Below are 17,984 nucleotides of genomic sequence, written 5' to 3'. Positions count from 1 at the left end.
TTAGATTATAGGTTACCCAGTTGGTATTGCAACTCAATGAACTGCTGGTTATATTGATTTATAAACTGTATATGATTTTGTTTTATCCTGATGGCGCTGTTGAGTATCGTGATATAGTTCACATAATCAATTTCACCTTCCTTAGAAGCCAGTTCCGCCGTAGTAATTTGTTCCTCGGCCAAAAGCAATGCACCTTCCTGATAATAGTTAAGTGTTTTTTGGGTCTTTTCCAGCGATTTTATGAGCTGTGACACTCTACTTTCGGTCATTGCCTTTTGTTCGAGATATTGATTCTCGGCGACCAATGCATCTGCTTTAGCGGCCTTTACCCTTGATTTCTGCGGAAAGAACCAAAGCGGTATGCTAATACCAGCCTGATAGGTGTTGAAACCCGACACATCATCCACAATCTGCCTGCCGTAGGTCAAGTTGAATTTGGGTAAGAACTGTGCTTTTTCTACACCGATATTGGCTTTGCTTACTTCCGCATTTTGCATAGCATATTGAAGCAAAGGATTATTGGCTGCGGAAGCCGAATCCAAATTGGCCAAAAAATCCATCGGTTCATAGAGCTGACCAACCGTTTCTATTTCTTGGTCAATGCCCAAATACTGCTTCAATGCCCTTTTTGCAATTTCAATGTCATCATAGGCTTGCTGTCGTAAAACCTGAATCTGCTGATATTCGGAAGAGGCAGCAATAAATTCCAATTTGCCCGTTTCTCCTGTATCGTAACGCAATTCTGCAGCGGTCCTAAAGTTAGCATAAACACTGTCCAACTGTTCCGCAAAACGCAATTGCGCCTTGTTGTAATTGATGCGGTCATAAGCCTGCATCACATTGCGAATCAATTGCTGCTCGTTGACCGCGTAGAACGTTTCGCCCAGTTTAACACGTTCCTTATAGAACTTGGATTTTGAAAAACCTGAAAGTAAATCAATATTTCCTTGCTGTACACCTATGGTAGTTTGTACACCGGGAAGGTCATTGCCAAACTCTTCCTTTCCTGTAAATACCTGTGTATTTCCCAAATCGAAGCTGGTACCCTTCATCGCCTGTTCACGTTCAATAAAGGCTTGGCTCTCTTTAAGGGAAGGATAATTTTCCTTGGCCAGAGCGATGGCTTCTTGCAAAGTGAGCACTTGGCTCATCTGGCCGTCCTGCGCACTTGCGGAATTTGGGGTTAAGAAACCTCCTAAACTCAATAATACCACAACCACGGTTGCACTTTTCTTTACATAACTTGCGTCACCACCATTGTTTTTCTTTTCTTTTCGTGATTCCAGCCAATAATACAGGACAGGAACAATGACCAGTGTCAAGAAGGTAGCCGTTATAAGTCCACCGATTACTACTGTCGCCAAAGGACGTTGTACTTCCGCACCACCAGAGGTAGAAACCGCCATTGGTATAAAGCCCATAATGGCTGCGGTAGCCGTCAGTAAAATTGGGCGTAAACGCTCGTGTGTTGCCTCGTATATTCGTTTTTTTAAGTCTGTCGTTCCACTTTCTTTTAGTTCATTGAATTTGTTTATCAGTACCAAACCGTTTAAAACCGCAACTCCAAAGAGCACGATAAAACCGACTCCCGCAGAAATACTAAAAGGCATTCCCCTTATCCAAAGGGCAAACACGCCACCAATGGCTGCCAAAGGCACTGCCATATAAATCATTAAGGACTGCGAGAACGAACTCAAGGCAAAGTAGAGCAATATGAATATTAGGAAAAGTGCAATAGGCACTACAATCATCAATCGGTCTGAAGCACGTTGAAGATTTTCAAACGAACCTCCGTAGGTTACAAAATAACCAGGTGGCAGTTTCACGTCCGTTTCCAATTTTTGCTGAATTTCCTCGACCATCGATTTTACATCGCGCCCACGAACATTGACCCCCACCGAAATACGACGAGAGGTATTGTCCCTTGAAATCTGCATTGGTCCGGGCTTATAGCTGATATCTGCAACCTCCTTTAAAGGCACTTGCGCTCCGTTTGGTAAATCGATATAAAGATTTTTAAGGCTGTTGATGTCTTGTCTAAATTCCTTTGCCAAACGAATGACCACATCGAACCGTTTTTCGCCCTCAAAAATGACACTTGCCTGTTCTCCAGCAAATGACGCACTCACATAATCGTTCAGCTTGTCAACGGTTACACCGTATTGTGCCATTTTTGCGCGGTTATACACCACTGTCATTTGTGGCAAACCACTTGTAGCCTCCACATTAAGGTCAGCAGCTCCAGGAACCGTTCTGATGACTGCTGCGATTTCCTGTACCTTGTCTGCCAACACGCCCAAATCTTCTCCGTACAGTTTGATTGCTACGTCCTCACGGACACCTGTAAGCAATTCATTAAAACGAAGTTCCACGGGTTGGGTAAACACGAAATTTACGCCGGGAACTACTGAAATTTTTTCTTGGATTTTTTCTATGAGTTCTTCCTTACTATCTGCAGAAGTCCATTTGCTCTTATCTTTTTCAAGAATAATGTAACTATCGGCAATGTCCATTGGCATTGGGTCTGTTGGTATTTCAGCAACACCAATCCTTGAAACTACCGTTTTTACTTCCGGAAATTCATTGATTAAATTTTGAAGTTTTTTTGAAGCCTCAATGGATTCGGTAAGACTGCTCCCCGGTTTTATCAAAGCCTGAAACGCAATATCGCCCTCATCAAATTTAGGTATGAATTCGCCACCCATATTGCTGAAAATAAACCCTGCAATTAGTAATAGAGCAACTGCGCCAATCACGACACCAGCTCGAAAGCGCAGTGCGAAATTGAGCAAAGGAAGGTAAGCTCGATTTAGGCCCGCCATTATTTTATCACTGAACCTATCTATCTTGTTTTCAAATTTTGCAAACCAACTATTCTGATTTTTAGTAGGTTTAAGGAACATTGCAGAAATCATTGGGACGTAAGTAAGACAAAGGATAATTGCTCCTAAAACGGCAAATCCAAAAGTAAATGCCATTGGACGGAACATTTTTCCTTCTACACCCGTCAAAAATAGAATTGGTGTAAATACAATAAGGATAATAAGTTGTCCGAAAAACGCCGAATTCATCATCGTACTGGCAGATTCATAAGCAATTTCGTCCATTTCAGCCTGCTCAATGACCTTTGTTGATTTTTTCATCCGTTGATGAATGTGAAACACCATTCCTTCTACAATGATTACTGCACCATCTACGATGATTCCAAAGTCGATTGCACCCAATGACATTAAGTTTGCCCATACACCGAATTGTTTCATCAAAATAAATGCGAAGAGCAATGATAAAGGAATAACCGAAGCTGTAATTAATCCGCCACGGAAACTTCCCAAAAGCAAGACCAAAACAAAAATCACAATGAGGGAACCTTCTATGAGGTTTTTTTCAACGGTGCTTGTGGTTCTTCCTATCAATTCACTTCGGCTTAAAAATGTATCTATGTAAACGCCTTCGGGTAGGGATTTTTGTATTTCTACAATGCGCTTCTCCACATTTTCGACTACGTTGCCTGGGCTTTCGCCTTTCAGCATTAAAATTTGTCCACCAACAGTTTCGTGTCCATCTTGGGTAAACGCACCATAACGCACCTGATTACCAAAGCCTACTTTTTCGGCGACATCCCGGATTAAAACAGGACTTCCATTTTGAGTCGTCACAACTGTGTTTTCCAAATCCTCGATACTTCGTGCCAAACCTTCTCCACGAATGAAATTTGCTTGGTGGTTTTTTTCAATATAAGCACCACCAGTATTGGCATTGTTTGCTTTAAGGGCTTCAAAGACCTGATTCATTGTAATACCGAAACTTTTCAGCTTATTAGGGTTTATGGCAACTTCATACTGCTTTACATAACCACCAAAAGCATTTACCTCGACGACTCCAGGTACTAATGCCATTTGACGTTTTACAATCCAATCCTGAATGGTACGAAGCTCCATAGCATCGTATTTATCTTCGTAGCCCTCTTTTAATTTTAAGGTGTATTGGTAGATTTCGCCAAGCCCTGTAGTTATTGGTGCCATAAATGGCGTGCCGAAGCCTTCGGGGATTTCTCCAGCAACTTCGGTTAATTTCTCTTGTACCAATTGCCGGGGAAGATAAGTGCCTGCCTCATCCTTAAAGACAATTGTAACTACGGACAGCCCAAAACGGGATACTGAACGCAGTTCGATAACGTCAGGAAGATTGGCCATTGCCAATTCTACGGGATAGGTAACAAATTGCTCAATATCTTCTGTCCCCAAATTTGGGGCCACGGTTATTACCTGTACTTGATTGTTTGTTATGTCGGGTACAGAACCCAAGTTTATAGTGGCCATAGACCAAATGCCGGTACCAACCAATGTCACTATAAATAAGCCAATAATAAATTTATTATTAATGGAAAATGAAATGATTTTGTTAATCATAGAAAATGTATTAATTCAGTTTAAAACTTACGTTACGAATAAGTGCAACGCATTTATATAGCAATGCCTATCTTGAGAAGCATCACGTTAGGATATAGCTATCCTTAAAAAAACTGAATTATACTTGAGGGGGTTGGAAAAGGGATTCCAGATATCTGGAATTGAAGTTGACTGTATATAAATTAAACTGCTCTTTATCTTCAAACTTAAATCGATTGATAAGAGGTGTTGCGGTGTTTGCTATAAAAACTACAGGATGACAACATTGATGATGAGAATGGACAGGTACGTTATCCTTATCTGAATTATTATGATGCCCTTCGCTTTTTGCATCGTTTGCGATGTAATCTTCTACTATATATTCAAAGAAAGAGTCGCCATAAACTTTATGGTCTTGATAATGGGAAATTAAGTTTGAAATTTCTTTAATTGGTCCACATAAGTCCATATCTACGCTGATTCCTTGAAAAAAGAGTAAAATAGACATTGATATAGAAAAGAATATTTTCATAAAGTTTTACAAAGATACAAATTAATCGATGCACAGGTTGTGCAAAGAAGAATGCCAACACTTTGATATGAATGTGTAATGAACTCAAACTTGAAAATGTAGTTGTAATAATTTAAATAAGATGACGATATTGTGATACATTTCTATTTAGCTCATATCATAGTAGAAGTATCCTTAAATTAAATGAGGTTGATTGCTTGTAAGGCATTAAATCCAGTTTGAGGTACTGGACAAACCTTTATATATTTTATGCCATAGCATAGACTTCATCGAACAGCTTTTTATCCAACCGTTCTTGTTGGCCAAAGCTTTTCTTCAAAACATTATGAAGTACTGAATTAAATGCATTGTAGCCCAGCCAAAGATTTGGTTCTTCATTGAGCAACAAGGCTTCGTAGTTCAATATCTCAATGACTTCACGAGACTTTTTTGAAGGGTCGCTGTTCTTATCGCTACATTCATATCGGAACAGTTTTGTTCTATCAAGAATGGCTTTCACAAATTCTTGTGTGTCGATGATTTTAAATTCCTTCATCTTGTCGAACTTCTTGGTAATGGTGTAGAATTCATTGTCCAGAAATTTATCGAATAGATTGTTCAACCTTGGCATAATCAAGTGCGTATTGTTCTTACTATGCTTTATGGAAAACTCGATTTCTGCTTGTGAAACGTGCAGACCATTTGAGCATACTTCTCTATAAAAACCGAAGTGTCCAGAGGTCTTTTCACTTCCGTCATACGAGTTTTTGAACCGAAGCATCGGCAGTATCAAGTCTTTATCGTTCTTCACGGTAAACTGGCTTTTGTCGTCGATGATAAAGTCGGTAATAAACGACCTGTCATTTTTGTTGATAGTTCGCTTATGAAAGTTCAGTTGTGCATCGGTCAGCATTTCTTCAGCTTTCCTAAAAAACAGTTGATTCGGAATATGGCCATAGCTGTTCGATACCACGTTGACGATTTTGCCATTTGAGATAATGACATTTTCAAGCCCTCTTCGGGATTCCATCTGTGTCAGACTTTTTAAGGATTTCATTTCTGATGGAACAAAGATTTCATCCTGTTGTAAATTTTGTAAATACATAGCTTTTGAATTTAGATTAAACATTTTGTGATAATACTCGGTAATAGTTGGGATGCTTATCCCTGTAGTAAGCGAAATGGCTTTCCCCACTATCAATGTCATAATTTTCACTACTCGATTGATAATGCTTTTCAGCTTCTTGTAGCGAAATTTTAGGTTTTTCAGATACTCGTTTCATAATGATATATTTTGATTAAACAATATTTGAGCAGTTCCCAAACGGAAGCTAAAATCTCAGCTCAAAAGGAAACGGAATAAATAAGCGTAGGATGTTGCGTTGGCTTTATGCCGTAGTCTTTTGATGGGTGTATTTTACGAGTTTACCTTTGCGCTAACTATTGATTGATGACCCCTTCCTTATTAACCCATTTTTTAAAAACTATCATAAAAAAGAAAAAGGGCCAGCACGAATGCCGACCCTTCTTCAAACAACAAAAGCTACTCGTTGAGTTTCTGAATTTGCTTTTCAAGAACTGTGATGCGCTCTTTCAAACGTGCTTCACGCTTGTCTCTCTTTTCGGCATATTCCTTTTCGATGCCGGCAATCTTGGATTTGTAATATCCTTGCATTGCGTTGTAGAATGAAATATTCGTCAGATTATTGAAGTGATTGCTTTCGCCAAAATGCACTTGCTTTGTGAGCATATAGCGTATCAACTTGTGAAAGATTTCCTTTTTGAAATTTTTCTTGAAATTCTCGACCATTTCAACTTTGGTCATCTTGGAAGTGTTGCCCAAGAACTTTGAGAAATACTTTTGTTGGTTCATATAGTCCACATTGTTCTCAAAGAGCGATATCGAGAATGCCACCATTTCGTCTGTTGAAAGTGTCTTCTTCGTATCGATGTATTTCGTCTCACGAATCATCTGCACAACTTCTTCAAACTGCTTGTTGTTCTCTATTTGATTCTTGCGGATTTCCCTTTCTTTGATTTTTACGATTTGTTCTTCAGGCGTACAATCTGCCATTTTTCTGTCGGCCAATGGTGCGGAATAATCCGTAGAATCGTTCTTTGATTTTTCAACAATCTTTACAAAGACCTCTTTATTTCTGTAAGTTTCAGGATGGAATAAAATGCCATTTACGAATCCATTTTTCTTCGCTGAATTATATTTTTCTAATTCTTCATCGTAACCGTCCATTGCTTCATCTAATTCTGCCTTTAATTCATCTTCAGAATAATCGTAATGTTGATATTCTATTTTAATGGCCTCTATTGTTGGCTGAATAGGATTCTCAATTATTTCGATATCGTCCAGTAGATAGACTTTCAATCCGTTCTTTTCTAATTGCGATATAATGAGCTGATTGTTCTCGTCATCTGCCCAATACTGTCGTATTTCAGGGATTAAAAGGATATTCTCTTTCTTGGACTTTTCAATCAGGTTCAAGAACGCTTTACTTTTCTTAGTTTCAAAACAGGCTGATTTTGTACAGACCATTTTTCCTTCGCCGAACAGATTGCCTTGATTAGCTGCATTGAACGGACATTCTATACAAGACCCTGCTTTCGGGACCAATTTTTTATCGGTTACATCAAAAGCTGCTTTTTCCAAATCATAGGTCTGGTCTTTAATCATCCTGTTTATCTGATGTGCATTAAAATCTTCGCCCATCGTTTCCAGCATCATCTGCTGTTCTTCGGGTTCAAAGAGCGCTACACCTACACCCAATGAGATTGTCATTTCGCCATTGCGTACAAATTGCTTGAAACCGTCAATCAATCCAGCCAGTTTTAGTCGCTGTCTGATGAAGTTATCCGTTCTTCCCAATCGCTTTGCAATTTCAGTAGGTGCATATTTCTCACTTAGGTAAGCAATCGCCTCAGCTTCTTCGGTCGGTTCGACATCCTGTCTTTGCAAATTCTCGATAATCTGAACTTCCAGAACATCATTGTTCTCATAAGTTCTCACGATGCAGGGTACGGTCTTTTTTCCTGCAAGCTTGCTCGCACGATACCGACGTTCGCCCATCACGATGATGTAATGGCCATTTAGTTGCCTTACCGTGATTGGTTGCAACACACCGTGCTTTTCGATACTCTCAGAAAGCTGCTTCAACGCATCTTCGTTAAACGTCTTTCTCGGCTGTTCTGGGTCAGGCTTGATTTTGCCCAATGGTAAGTTCTGAATTTGAAGTACAGATGTTTTCTTTCCGTTCACTTCTTTCTTGGCCGTAGATTTCGCTCTACTGCGCTTCTTTGTGGTACTCACTTTTGTTGTCATAATACTCAAATTTTTGATTAAACAATATTTGAGCAGAAACCAAACGGAAGATAAAATCTTGGCTCAAAAGGAAACGGAATAAATGAGTAGTGGAAGAAGCGGTGGCTTTATGCCGTAGTCTTTTGATGGAAGTATTTTACGAGTTTACCTTGCGTGTATATTGTATGATAATAAACTTCCCTTCCGAAGAAAAAAGGTTGTGATTTGGCAGAATCTATTATCCTATTTGGTAATTCATAAAGATAAATGACAAATGAAACGATTTAATATCAATAAGAATGTTGTCTTCAAAATAACAAAATGTTGTACCTATGTTGTACCAAGTCATAAAAAAAGCCGAGATTTTCATCTCAGCTTTTTTTGTACCGAAGGCGGGAATCGAACCCGCAAGCCTTGTGAGCAATGGATTTTGAATCCATCGTGTCTACCAATTCCACCACTTCGGCATACTATTTTTTCCTTCTCAAATCTGGATTTTGAATCCAGCGCGTCTACCAATTCCGCCACTTGAGCGATTAAAATTGGAAAATAGCAATCCCAACCGTATCTTCGATTGATCATTGCAATTTAGTCCCAATAATTATAGGGATGCAAAAATAGAAAATTATTTCTGTCAAACAATCAAAATTACAACGTTTTATGCTTTTTGTAGTAAAATAATTCTCTAAATTTGAAAACACTAATAATCCCGAGACTACACCAACTAAATAACTGATATCCAATGTCACACGAAATCAAAGAAGCAAAATTTTTTGCTTGCACTCAAAGTACCGACCTTGCCGAACAAATAACGAAAGCCTACGGCGTTAAACTCGGAAATGTTATTACATCCACTTATAGTGATGGCGAATTTCAGCCTTCATACGAAGAATCGATTAGAGGCACTCGGATTTTTATCATAGGATCCACGCATCCTGGTCCTAAAAATTTAATGGAAATGCTATTAATGATTGATGCTGCCAAACGGGCTTCTGCAAGACATATCACTGCGGTTATGCCTTATTTTGGTTGGGCAAGACAAGATAGAAAAGACAAACCTAGAGTGCCAATTGCGGCAAAATTAGTCGCAAAAATGTTAGAAGCTGCTGGCGCAACGCGTATTATTACTATGGATTTACATGCCGATCAAATTCAAGGCTTCTTTGAAAGACCTGTAGATCATTTGTTCGCCTCAACTATATTTTTACCATATTTAAAAAGTTTAAACTTAGATAATTTAACCATTGCTTCTCCAGACATGGGAGGTTCTAAACGCGCTTACGCTTACTCAAAAGCTTTACAGAGTGATGTCGTGATTTGCTATAAACAAAGGGCAAAAGCTAATGTCATTTCACACATGGAATTGATTGGAGACGTCACTGGCAAAAATGTAGTTTTGGTAGATGATATGGTTGATACAGCAGGTACATTGACAAAAGCGGCAGATTTAATGATGGAACGTGGCGCATTGAGCGTTAGAGCTATTTGTACCCATCCAATTTTATCTGGTTCTGCCTATGAAAAACTAGAAAATTCGAAACTTGAAGAATTAATTGTAACCAATTCTATTCCTTTAAAGCAGGAAAGTAAGAAATTGAAAGTTTTAAGTTGTGCAAATCTATTCGCCGAAGTCATGCATCATGTGCATCATAACGAGTCTATTAGTAACAAGTTTGTGATGTAATTTCAGCCTTAAACCCTCTATTCACACATAGACTTCGGGCTCTAAAGTGTCTATTTAACTTCAAAAAAATATAGCCAGATAAAAAATAGTCTTATTACGCTAGTATTTTCATATAATATGTCTAAATTTGCAGCCCTCTAAAGCAGAATATGTTAAAGAGAACAATCCTCATAATGAGGGAATTAAATTTTTAATAAACAAATATTTCAAAAAAATGAAATCAATTACAATCGACGGATCTCAAAGAGAAAGCGTGGGCAAAAAGTCAACTAAAGCCTTACGTAATGCTGGTCAGGTTCCTTGCGTATTATACGGAGGAGAAGCTAAGCCAGTACATTTTACTTCGCCTGAGCTAGCGTTTTCAAAACTCGTGTACACACCAAATGCGCATACAGTTGTGATTAACCTAGATAATGGTGACAGTTTTAATGCAGTAATGCAGGACATTCAGTTTCATCCTGTAACAGACAGAATTATGCACGTAGATTTTTATGAAATCTATGAGAACAAGACCATTACCATGGAAATTCCTGTAAAAACAGTAGGTTCTTCCAAAGGTGTAATGAATGGTGGTAACCTTAGAATGCCTTACCGTAAGCTTAGAGTAAAAGCTATCCCATCTAAATTACCGGATTTTATTGAAATTGATATTACGCCGTTGAAAATTGGGGATAAAGTTTATATTTCTGAATTGCAAAATGAAGATTATAGCTTAATCCACCCAGACAATACGGTTGTTTGTCAAGTAAGACGTAGTAGATTAGCTATCGTTGATGCAGACGACGAAGATGAAGAAGAAGGAGTTGAAGGAGACGAAGGAACTGAAGCAGGAGATGTGCCAGCAACTGAAACTGATGATGTTGCAGCAGTAAAAGAATAGATAAAATCTATTTCAAATATTTTAAAAGCATTCTATTTTAGGATGCTTTTTTTATTTTTACGAAAATTGAAAATGCACCATGTGTAATTTTTTAAAAAAATGGTTTGGCTTTAATAATCATGCCAAACTCAGAGAAGAAGATAAAATGAAAAAATTCTTAATCGTTGGCTTAGGAAACATAGGCGAGAAATATACCAATACCAGACATAATATCGGTTTTAAAATTCTAGATCATTTAGCTGAATCCAATGACATTACCTTCGAAACCGTAAAACTTGGGGATGTTACTACATTGAAAATAAAAGGGAGAACACTTATTCTTTTAAAGCCGAGTACCTACATGAACCTCAGCGGAAAAGCCATAAAATATTGGTTGGAAAAAGAAAAAATACCTTTAGAAAACTTGTTAGTTGTGACCGATGATCTAAATCTTCCCTTTGGGTCACTTCGCCTTAAAACCAAAGGAAGTGATGGAGGCCATAACGGCTTAAAAGACACGCAAGATAAATTACAAACTGTAAAATACAACCGATTTAGATTTGGTATTAGTGATGAATTCAGCAAAGGAAGACAAGTAGATTATGTTTTGGGAAACTGGAATGAAGATGAAAATGCTAAACTTAAGGAACGCTTAAAAATTTCGGCAGAACTTATTAAATCGTTTGCTTTGGCTGGCGTTAATACAACCATGAATCAATTTAACGGTAAATGAATCCAACAAAAAAGCCGTCTGAAATCATTAAATTTCAGACGGCTTATTCAAATTTTCAAACCGTAATTAGTTTACTACAATTTTCTTTATAACTGTATGAAGTCCATCTTTGACTTCTATTAAATACATTCCAGATTGAACTTGGTTCAGATTTATTTGTTCTTCAAATATTTGTGCAGAATCATAATGTGCTTCAAAAATTCGTCTTCCGTTTACATCATAAACCGTAATATCAATTTTATTTGATTGCGGATTACGCATAGATATATTAAATGTTCCATTATTTGGATTTGGATAAATTGTGAAATCCGTGTTATTAGAAACCTCATTCACAGATAATGTTGGTAGCACGCATAAATCCAAAGTAAACTCATCAATAGATCCACCATCATTGTTTGCGACATCGACCACTGTTAAAATCCAATCTCCTGCTGCTGGTTCACCATATACAACCGAAATATCATCTTCTGGCAAGAAACTACCATTAAATGGAGCGGAAGCAAAAGTAATTGATGTAGAAGCCTCTCCATCAAATACAGTATCTGTATAGTTATTACCACTACCGCCATTATTAGTTGATAATTCTACAAGGGTTCCACTCGGACTGGTTAAGAATATATCCAAATCGCCTGTATAAGTATGTGGAATATTCAATAAGACGTTCACGTCAGAAACCTCACCATCTTCTGTAATTGCTATTGTAGATGTATAAGTAACATTCCCAACATTAGTAATCACAATTGGTGTATCTGTTGCTGAAGTCAAACTACACTCAAAATCACATACATCTCCAATTCCATTGTTATTGGAATCAGCTTGATCCGTATTGGAATTTAAAGGACAGTTATCACTAGTATTTAAAATAGTATCACCATCAATATCGTCGTCACAAACATCACCTATACCATCACCATCTAGATCTGCTTGGTCAAAATTTGCTGTCATCGGACAATTATCCGAATCATTAGGTATGCCATCATTATCATCATCAGGTTGCTCAACACCGCATATTTCAATGGACCAGCTGTCTAAAGTACCTGCAACAAATCGAAAGTCGTCAGATGCATTTAAGGTCCAATCTCCACTTGATATGCTGCCATTTAACAGTGATAAATCTTCTTCGGGTTGGAAACTATTTGTAAAAGGTGCTGCACCTGCAGTTACCGATGTAATGGCTGCATCATCAAATACAGTGTTAGAATAATCATCTCCATTTCCACCATTTTCAGCAGATAGTAAAATTTCAGTACCGTTCGGTGCAATTAATTTTAAAGTGACATCCGCTATCCAATTATGGGATACATTTACAGTAACATTAATGTCCGTTACTATAGATGGTGTTGCCACATTTATAATTGAATTTACTCCAGTATTATTATTATCCGGAATGTTCAGTGGCGTATCTGAAGAATCATAAGTAGCACAAGATATATTTGCGGTTGTAAAACTCGATTGGGAATAATTACCAGAACCACAATCATTATTGCTTCTAACTCTCCAAAAGTACAATGTTGTAATGTTTAAAGTTGTAACTGTAAATGTTGGATTTTCAACCACAGATCCTGCAACAATATTAGTGAAAGCTGCATCTGTGGCGATATCAATTTCATACGACGTTGCATTAGGATCTGCATCCCAAGTAAAAACCGCTGCATCTGCAGAAGTATCGTTAGATCCATCTATAGGTGTCAATAAATCTAATGTAGAAAAATCAGTGTTGTATACATTAAATTCTACATCAGCTATTTTAGCTAAAGAACCAGAAGTTCCAACCAAATTAAATGGATAGTTGCCGGCAGCTAAGCTTCCAATTCCATCAACAGTAACCGAAACCGATGTATCATCTGCAGTTGCCGTAGGAGGTGAGAATGTTGCCGTTGTACCTGCTGGTAAACCTAAGGCATTAAAAGTAGTTTCATCTGAAAAGCCTAAGAAAGTATTATACGTAAAAGAAAATACTGCATCATCTGGAGAACAAACATCTAAATCATTATCGGCAACATTGAGTACAAATTCTGATTCCTGTATACTTAAGTTCGTAGGATTTATTGCATAAAAAATATTATTATGGCCTTCCACCTTTACCCTAACAGTAGCAGAATCACCTCCTATAATCGGTACCGTTATGTTATGAGATCCATCGTTAGGAACTTCAGTTGCCACAACGAAAGGATAGGTATAACCACCATCTGTTGAAAGCAAGATATTAACGGTTGGCGTATTAACAGCACCTCCATCTGTATTGGCCACATCCCAAGTTATGGTTTGGTTAGAACCTGCATCCCAAATTTCGTTTGTTGTCTGCGAGGTTACTATAAAAGGGCCTGCGGCATCTTCAACCAAGACCGTCATAAAATCAAAATCACTTTGCGGTGTTTGCCCTACTCCGTTCGCTTCACTTCTGTCCCTGACAATAAGAGCAAAATTCAAAGGTCTACCAACATTCGAAACCGTTTCCCAAGACGAATTATCTACCGTCACATCAGGATTAATCTCTGTTAATTGTCCAGAAATAACGCGTTCAATAATGGGCATATAACGATCTGGAGAAGTACTTGGTGGTCTCGATCTCCAAACGGCTCCAGTAGTTTTATCGGGTCCAAAATTTCCAGAATTGGTAGTGCCATCATCTATTTGCTCCCAAGAATACGTTAGTACATCACTTCCATCTGTATCTGTTGCATCTCCTTTTAACACAAAAGCTGTCCCTAAAGGAATCGTATAGTCCAAGCCAGCATCTGCAATTGGAGGATTATTTGTAATCGCGGAACCAACCCAACAAGTATTAGTATCTAAAGTATTTAAAATTTGAGCAATACTTGCATAATGAAAATAAGGATCGGAATGATTTTGTACATTACTACTGGTTATGCCTGCATACCCCATTATAGTTGTTCCACTTCCTGGTTCCATATTTACTCCAGTACCTTCAGAAAAATGAGAGTAGGTATGGTTGGCTCCCAATTGGTGGCCCATTTCATGTGGTACGTAATCAATGTCGAAGAAATCTGTCATATAAGGTCCACCATCATTGTCGGTAAATTGATGTGCAGAAAATCCGCTTCCCTTAGAGCCATCTTCACAAACACATCCAATACAACCAGCATTACCATTATTATCATCAAAATGAAATAAATGTCCTATATCATAATTTTCTTCTCCAATAGTGCTTGTGAGTGTTGTTTGTAATTGCGAATTCAAGTCATTTGTATATGGATCTGAACTTGCTTCTGGATATATAATTTCAGTTCCTGAAACTAAAGTAAATGTCAATGCCATATCCACCTCAAAGACTTCATTAACCCGGTTTAAAGAAGCAACTACCTGAGCTAAGGCGTCTTCTTGAGCATCACCATTTCCAGCATTGCCATCGTCCCAAAAATTAGTGTATTCTGCAGTGGTAGAAATCGCTATTCTAAGGGTTCTTAGTATTTGATCGTCAGCATCTCTACCCACAAAATCAACATTATCGGTTCTTGAAAAGGCAGCTTCCGTCAAACATTCGAAATCTTCAATAGTTTCAGTTCTCGCATCGCTACTGTAAACTATATAAGTGGACGAATCTGTTTTACTTAATGGAACTAAAAAGTTCATTTGCTGATCTAGGTTAGTAACCATACTCTGTAAACCTTGTGGCGTAACACTAAAGCGTACTCTTGTACCAGGATTCTCCGTACTAAAACCCAAATACGTTTTTATATTAGGATATTCTAGCGCTAACTCTTCAGACAAAACCGAAGTTTCAACCACTATAAATTGTTCTAAATTTCCTTCTCTATCTGGAAGTGAAATTTTAGAATTAGAAGATAAAACTGACGCAGAACGTAGAGGCGCATTAGCAAGCTGCGCTCTAAAAGCATCGATATCTAAATGGTAAGTTTCATAGAATTTTTGATTAAGAGTGGTTTTGTCTCCATTACTATTCAAATCATTTTTATTAGTTTTCTGCCAATAACTCTGCTGAGCTGTTACCGAAAATACAGATAAAAATATAGATAATGCCAAAACAAAATGTAGCTTTGTTTTCATAAATGTTTGGGTTAAATTTAAAATTTTTCGAATTTATGGCTTTTTTATCAAACATACTTTATAATGAACGCATCTTAACGTTTTTTGAACAGTAATAATGAATACCCACTAACCCTAAAATATAACGCTTGACTTCAACTTCAGCAAAAGTAACAACCATAGGCACCTTCGATGGTGTTCACATAGGACATCAAAAAATTTTAAAACAAGTGGTGCAACTTGCGGAATCCAATGGTTATCTTCCTGTGGTGTTAACGCTGTTTCCACATCCTAGAATGGTACTTCAAAAAGATGATTCCATAAAGTTGTTAAATACTATTGAAGAACGTGTAGAATTGCTAAAAACGTTTGGAATTAGAGAGGTTATTGTTAAAACGTTTACAAAGGAATTCGCAAATCTTTCAGCGAAAGATTACGTAAAACAAATTTTGGTAGATGAATTAAACACCAAACAGATTGTTATTGGTTATGACCATCATTTTGGAAAAAACCGAAGCGCCAATATTACCGATCTTAAAGCTTATGCCAAGCTTTATGATTTTAAGGTCGAAGAGATCTCTGCACAGGATATAGCAGACGTTACTGTAAGTTCCACTAAAATCAGAAGCGCTCTAGACCATGGCGAAGTGGATAAAGCAAATTCATACTTAGGTTATAATTTTTTCATAACTGGTACAGTCGTTAAAGGAAAAGGGTTGGGAAGAACTATCGATTTTCCAACAGCAAATATTAACATCACAGCGCCCTATAAGCTTATTCCAAGTGATGGTGTTTATGTTGTAAAATCTAAAATTGAAGATAAGACTATTTTCGGAATGATGAATATTGGCACCAACCCTACCGTTGATGGAAAAACACGTTCTATTGAAGTTCATTTTTTCAAATTTGATAAAGACATTTATAATTCAGAATTAAAAATCGAATTCCTAAAACGCTTGAGAAGTGAAGAAAAGTTCGAAAGTATTGATGCTTTAAAAATGCAGCTTAAAAAGGATATGGAGAACGCTAAGGTTTTTATAAACGCTTCAAATGACTAAATTCCTATTTAAACATATAGACAATTCTGGACTTATAGTATTTCGAATCATTTTTGGATTGTTGTGTGCTTTAGAAGCTTTTGGCGCCATTGCAACTGGCTGGATAAGACGAACCTTAATAGAACCAGAATTCACATTTTCTTTCATAGGCTTCGAGTGGCTGCAACCCTTACCTGGAGAATGGATGTACGTTTATTATTTTGTGATGGGAATAATTGGACTCTTCATCATGTTGGGTTACAAATACCACTTCAGCATGCTCATGTTTGCCCTAATGTGGACAGCCACTTACCTCATGCAAAAATCATCTTACAATAATCACTATTACTTATTAGTTTTATTGAGTTTTTTAATGCTGTTGTTACCTGCCAATCGTTATGCTTCTATCGACGCAAAACTAAACCCTTCGCTTAAAAGTATTTCAATGCCAAGTTGGTGCAAATGGGTTTTTATATTTCAGTTATTTATACTTTATACATATGCTTCTGCCGCAAAATTCTATCCAGATTGGTTAGATGGTTCTGTAATGGAAATATTAATGCGTAATAAGGCCAATTATATTTTAATTGGAGACTTATTGCAAAACAAAATAGTACATTATATATTATCGTATGGCGGTATTGTGTTTGATGGCTTAATTATTCCTTTATTGCTTTTTAAGCCCACTCGGAAATATGCTTTTTTCGTGTCCATCTTCTTTCATCTGTTTAATTCTTTTGTGTTTCAAATTGGTATTTTCCCATACATGTCTTTAGCCTTTAGCTTATTCTTTTTTGAACCTAAAACGATTCGTGATATATTTTTGAAAAAGAAAACCTTATATAAAGCCAACAACATACTTGTTCCAAAACACAAAACAGCTTTAATCACGTTTTTCTCTATTTATTTTATCATTCAAATTGGGTTGCCGTTAAGACATCACTTTTTTAAGGATGATGTGTTATGGACCGAAGAAGGCCATCGCCTCTCATGGCGCATGATGTTACGTTCCAAAAGTGGCAGAACGACCTACAACGTTGTCAATGCCGAAACAAATGAAGCGATTCCAATAAAACTAAGTGATTATCTGACTAAAAAACAACAACGTAGCGCCAGCACAAAACCCGACGTTATCTGGCAGTTTTCACAACACCTAAAAAAGGATTTTGCCAAAAAAGGAATCCCAGTTAAAGTGTTTGTAAAATCTTATGTGAGTGTCAACGGAAAACCTTCAAAACAGCTTATTGACCCAAAAGTGGATCTCGCTAATGAGGAATGGCACCATTTTAGGCATCATGATTGGATTTTGCCATCTAAAAACGATTAGATTGAAAAAAAAGATGACACTAATTTTCACAAATCCATACCCTTAAATTCGATTTCTTAAATCTTAGATTTTTATTAGTGTCAATTCCTGAAATTCGTGTCTAAAAAATTATACGCTTCAAACAAAT

Annotated in this window: 11 protein-coding genes and 1 tRNA gene; 5 read left to right on the top strand and 7 right to left on the bottom strand. The window is 37.3% G+C overall.

The genetic code is table 11. The features are described from left to right. Window positions 1-5: 5 nt before the first annotated feature. From HM990_RS00380 to HM990_RS00355, 6 genes are all read right to left on the bottom strand, one after another. Window positions 6-4,409, bottom strand: a complete 4,404-nt coding sequence (locus HM990_RS00380) for a CusA/CzcA family heavy metal efflux RND transporter (RefSeq protein WP_178987062.1) — start codon at window positions 4,407-4,409, stop codon at window positions 6-8. Window positions 4,410-4,527: 118 nt separating this feature from the next. Next, entirely contained in the window at window positions 4,528-4,896 is a 369-nt protein-coding gene (locus HM990_RS00375; RefSeq protein ID WP_114492888.1) for a hypothetical protein, read from the bottom strand. A 271-nt stretch (window positions 4,897-5,167) separates the two neighbouring features. Continuing rightward, window positions 5,168-6,004 (bottom strand): DUF932 domain-containing protein, encoded by an 837-nt coding sequence (locus tag HM990_RS00370; protein WP_178987061.1) that lies wholly within the window; start codon window positions 6,002-6,004, stop codon window positions 5,168-5,170. 16 nt (window positions 6,005-6,020) lie between these two features. Beyond that, window positions 6,021-6,182 carry a hypothetical protein gene (locus tag HM990_RS00365; protein WP_153267898.1) on the bottom strand — a complete coding sequence of 54 codons (162 nt, stop codon included), beginning with the start codon at window positions 6,180-6,182 and terminating at the stop codon, window positions 6,021-6,023. 260 nt (window positions 6,183-6,442) lie between these two features. Next, window positions 6,443-8,230, bottom strand: coding sequence for a ParB/RepB/Spo0J family partition protein (locus HM990_RS00360; RefSeq protein ID WP_178987060.1), 1,788 nt, complete (start codon window positions 8,228-8,230; stop codon window positions 6,443-6,445). Between the two features lie 363 nt (window positions 8,231-8,593). Then, a tRNA-Leu gene (locus HM990_RS00355) sits at window positions 8,594-8,676 on the bottom strand. A gap of 275 nt (window positions 8,677-8,951) precedes the next feature. Here HM990_RS00355 and HM990_RS00350 point away from each other — a divergent pair. The 3 genes from HM990_RS00350 (at window position 8,952) to pth (ending at window position 11,485) form a co-directional block, all read left to right on the top strand. Beyond that, window positions 8,952-9,893, top strand: coding sequence for a ribose-phosphate pyrophosphokinase (locus HM990_RS00350; protein ID WP_178987059.1), 942 nt, complete (start codon window positions 8,952-8,954; stop codon window positions 9,891-9,893). 214 nt (window positions 9,894-10,107) lie between these two features. Beyond that, on the top strand, window positions 10,108-10,773 hold the full coding sequence (locus tag HM990_RS00345; RefSeq protein ID WP_178987058.1) for a 50S ribosomal protein L25/general stress protein Ctc: 666 nt from the start codon (window positions 10,108-10,110) through the stop codon (window positions 10,771-10,773). A 79-nt stretch (window positions 10,774-10,852) separates the two neighbouring features. Continuing rightward, window positions 10,853-11,485, top strand: coding sequence for an aminoacyl-tRNA hydrolase (gene pth / locus HM990_RS00340; protein WP_178987057.1), 633 nt, complete (start codon window positions 10,853-10,855; stop codon window positions 11,483-11,485). A 66-nt stretch (window positions 11,486-11,551) separates the two neighbouring features. Here pth and HM990_RS00335 read toward each other — a convergent pair whose 3' ends face one another. Beyond that, window positions 11,552-15,514, bottom strand: coding sequence for a reprolysin-like metallopeptidase (locus HM990_RS00335; RefSeq protein ID WP_178987056.1), 3,963 nt, complete (start codon window positions 15,512-15,514; stop codon window positions 11,552-11,554). A 128-nt stretch (window positions 15,515-15,642) separates the two neighbouring features. On the opposite strand from HM990_RS00335, the gene HM990_RS00330 reads away from it, so the two are divergent. Beyond that, on the top strand, window positions 15,643-16,551 hold the full coding sequence (locus HM990_RS00330; protein WP_178987055.1) for a bifunctional riboflavin kinase/FAD synthetase: 909 nt from the start codon (window positions 15,643-15,645) through the stop codon (window positions 16,549-16,551). Continuing rightward, the gene (locus HM990_RS00325) at window positions 16,544-17,857 is read left to right on the top strand and encodes an HTTM domain-containing protein (RefSeq protein WP_178987054.1); all 1,314 of its coding nucleotides are present in this window, start codon (window positions 16,544-16,546) and stop codon (window positions 17,855-17,857) included. Before HM990_RS00330 ends, HM990_RS00325 begins: the two co-directional genes overlap by 8 nt. The last annotated feature ends 127 nt before the right edge of the window (window positions 17,858-17,984 follow it).

The organism is Winogradskyella schleiferi (assembly GCF_013394655.1).
GTDB classification, from domain to species: domain Bacteria; phylum Bacteroidota; class Bacteroidia; order Flavobacteriales; family Flavobacteriaceae; genus Winogradskyella; species Winogradskyella schleiferi.
Note: the sequence above shows the minus strand (reverse complement) of the source record. Positions and strands in the feature narration are given on the sequence as shown.

Bases quoted from the DNA above. Each gene is read 5' to 3' on its own strand.
- HM990_RS00335 (WP_178987056.1), bottom strand. From the start codon at position 15,514: ATGAAAACAAAGCTACATTTTGTTTTGGCATTATCTATATTTTTATCT.
- HM990_RS00360 (WP_178987060.1), bottom strand. From the start codon at position 8,230: ATGACAACAAAAGTGAGTACCACAAAGAAGCGCAGTAGAGCGAAATCT.
- HM990_RS00380 (WP_178987062.1), bottom strand. From the start codon at position 4,409: ATGATTAACAAAATCATTTCATTTTCCATTAATAATAAATTTATTATT.
- HM990_RS00345 (WP_178987058.1), top strand. From the start codon at position 10,108: ATGAAATCAATTACAATCGACGGATCTCAAAGAGAAAGCGTGGGCAAA.
- HM990_RS00365 (WP_153267898.1), bottom strand. From the start codon at position 6,182: ATGAAACGAGTATCTGAAAAACCTAAAATTTCGCTACAAGAAGCTGAA.
- pth (WP_178987057.1), top strand. From the start codon at position 10,853: ATGTGTAATTTTTTAAAAAAATGGTTTGGCTTTAATAATCATGCCAAA.
- HM990_RS00350 (WP_178987059.1), top strand. From the start codon at position 8,952: ATGTCACACGAAATCAAAGAAGCAAAATTTTTTGCTTGCACTCAAAGT.
- HM990_RS00370 (WP_178987061.1), bottom strand. From the start codon at position 6,004: ATGTATTTACAAAATTTACAACAGGATGAAATCTTTGTTCCATCAGAA.
- HM990_RS00375 (WP_114492888.1), bottom strand. From the start codon at position 4,896: ATGTCTATTTTACTCTTTTTTCAAGGAATCAGCGTAGATATGGACTTA.
- HM990_RS00325 (WP_178987054.1), top strand. From the start codon at position 16,544: ATGACTAAATTCCTATTTAAACATATAGACAATTCTGGACTTATAGTA.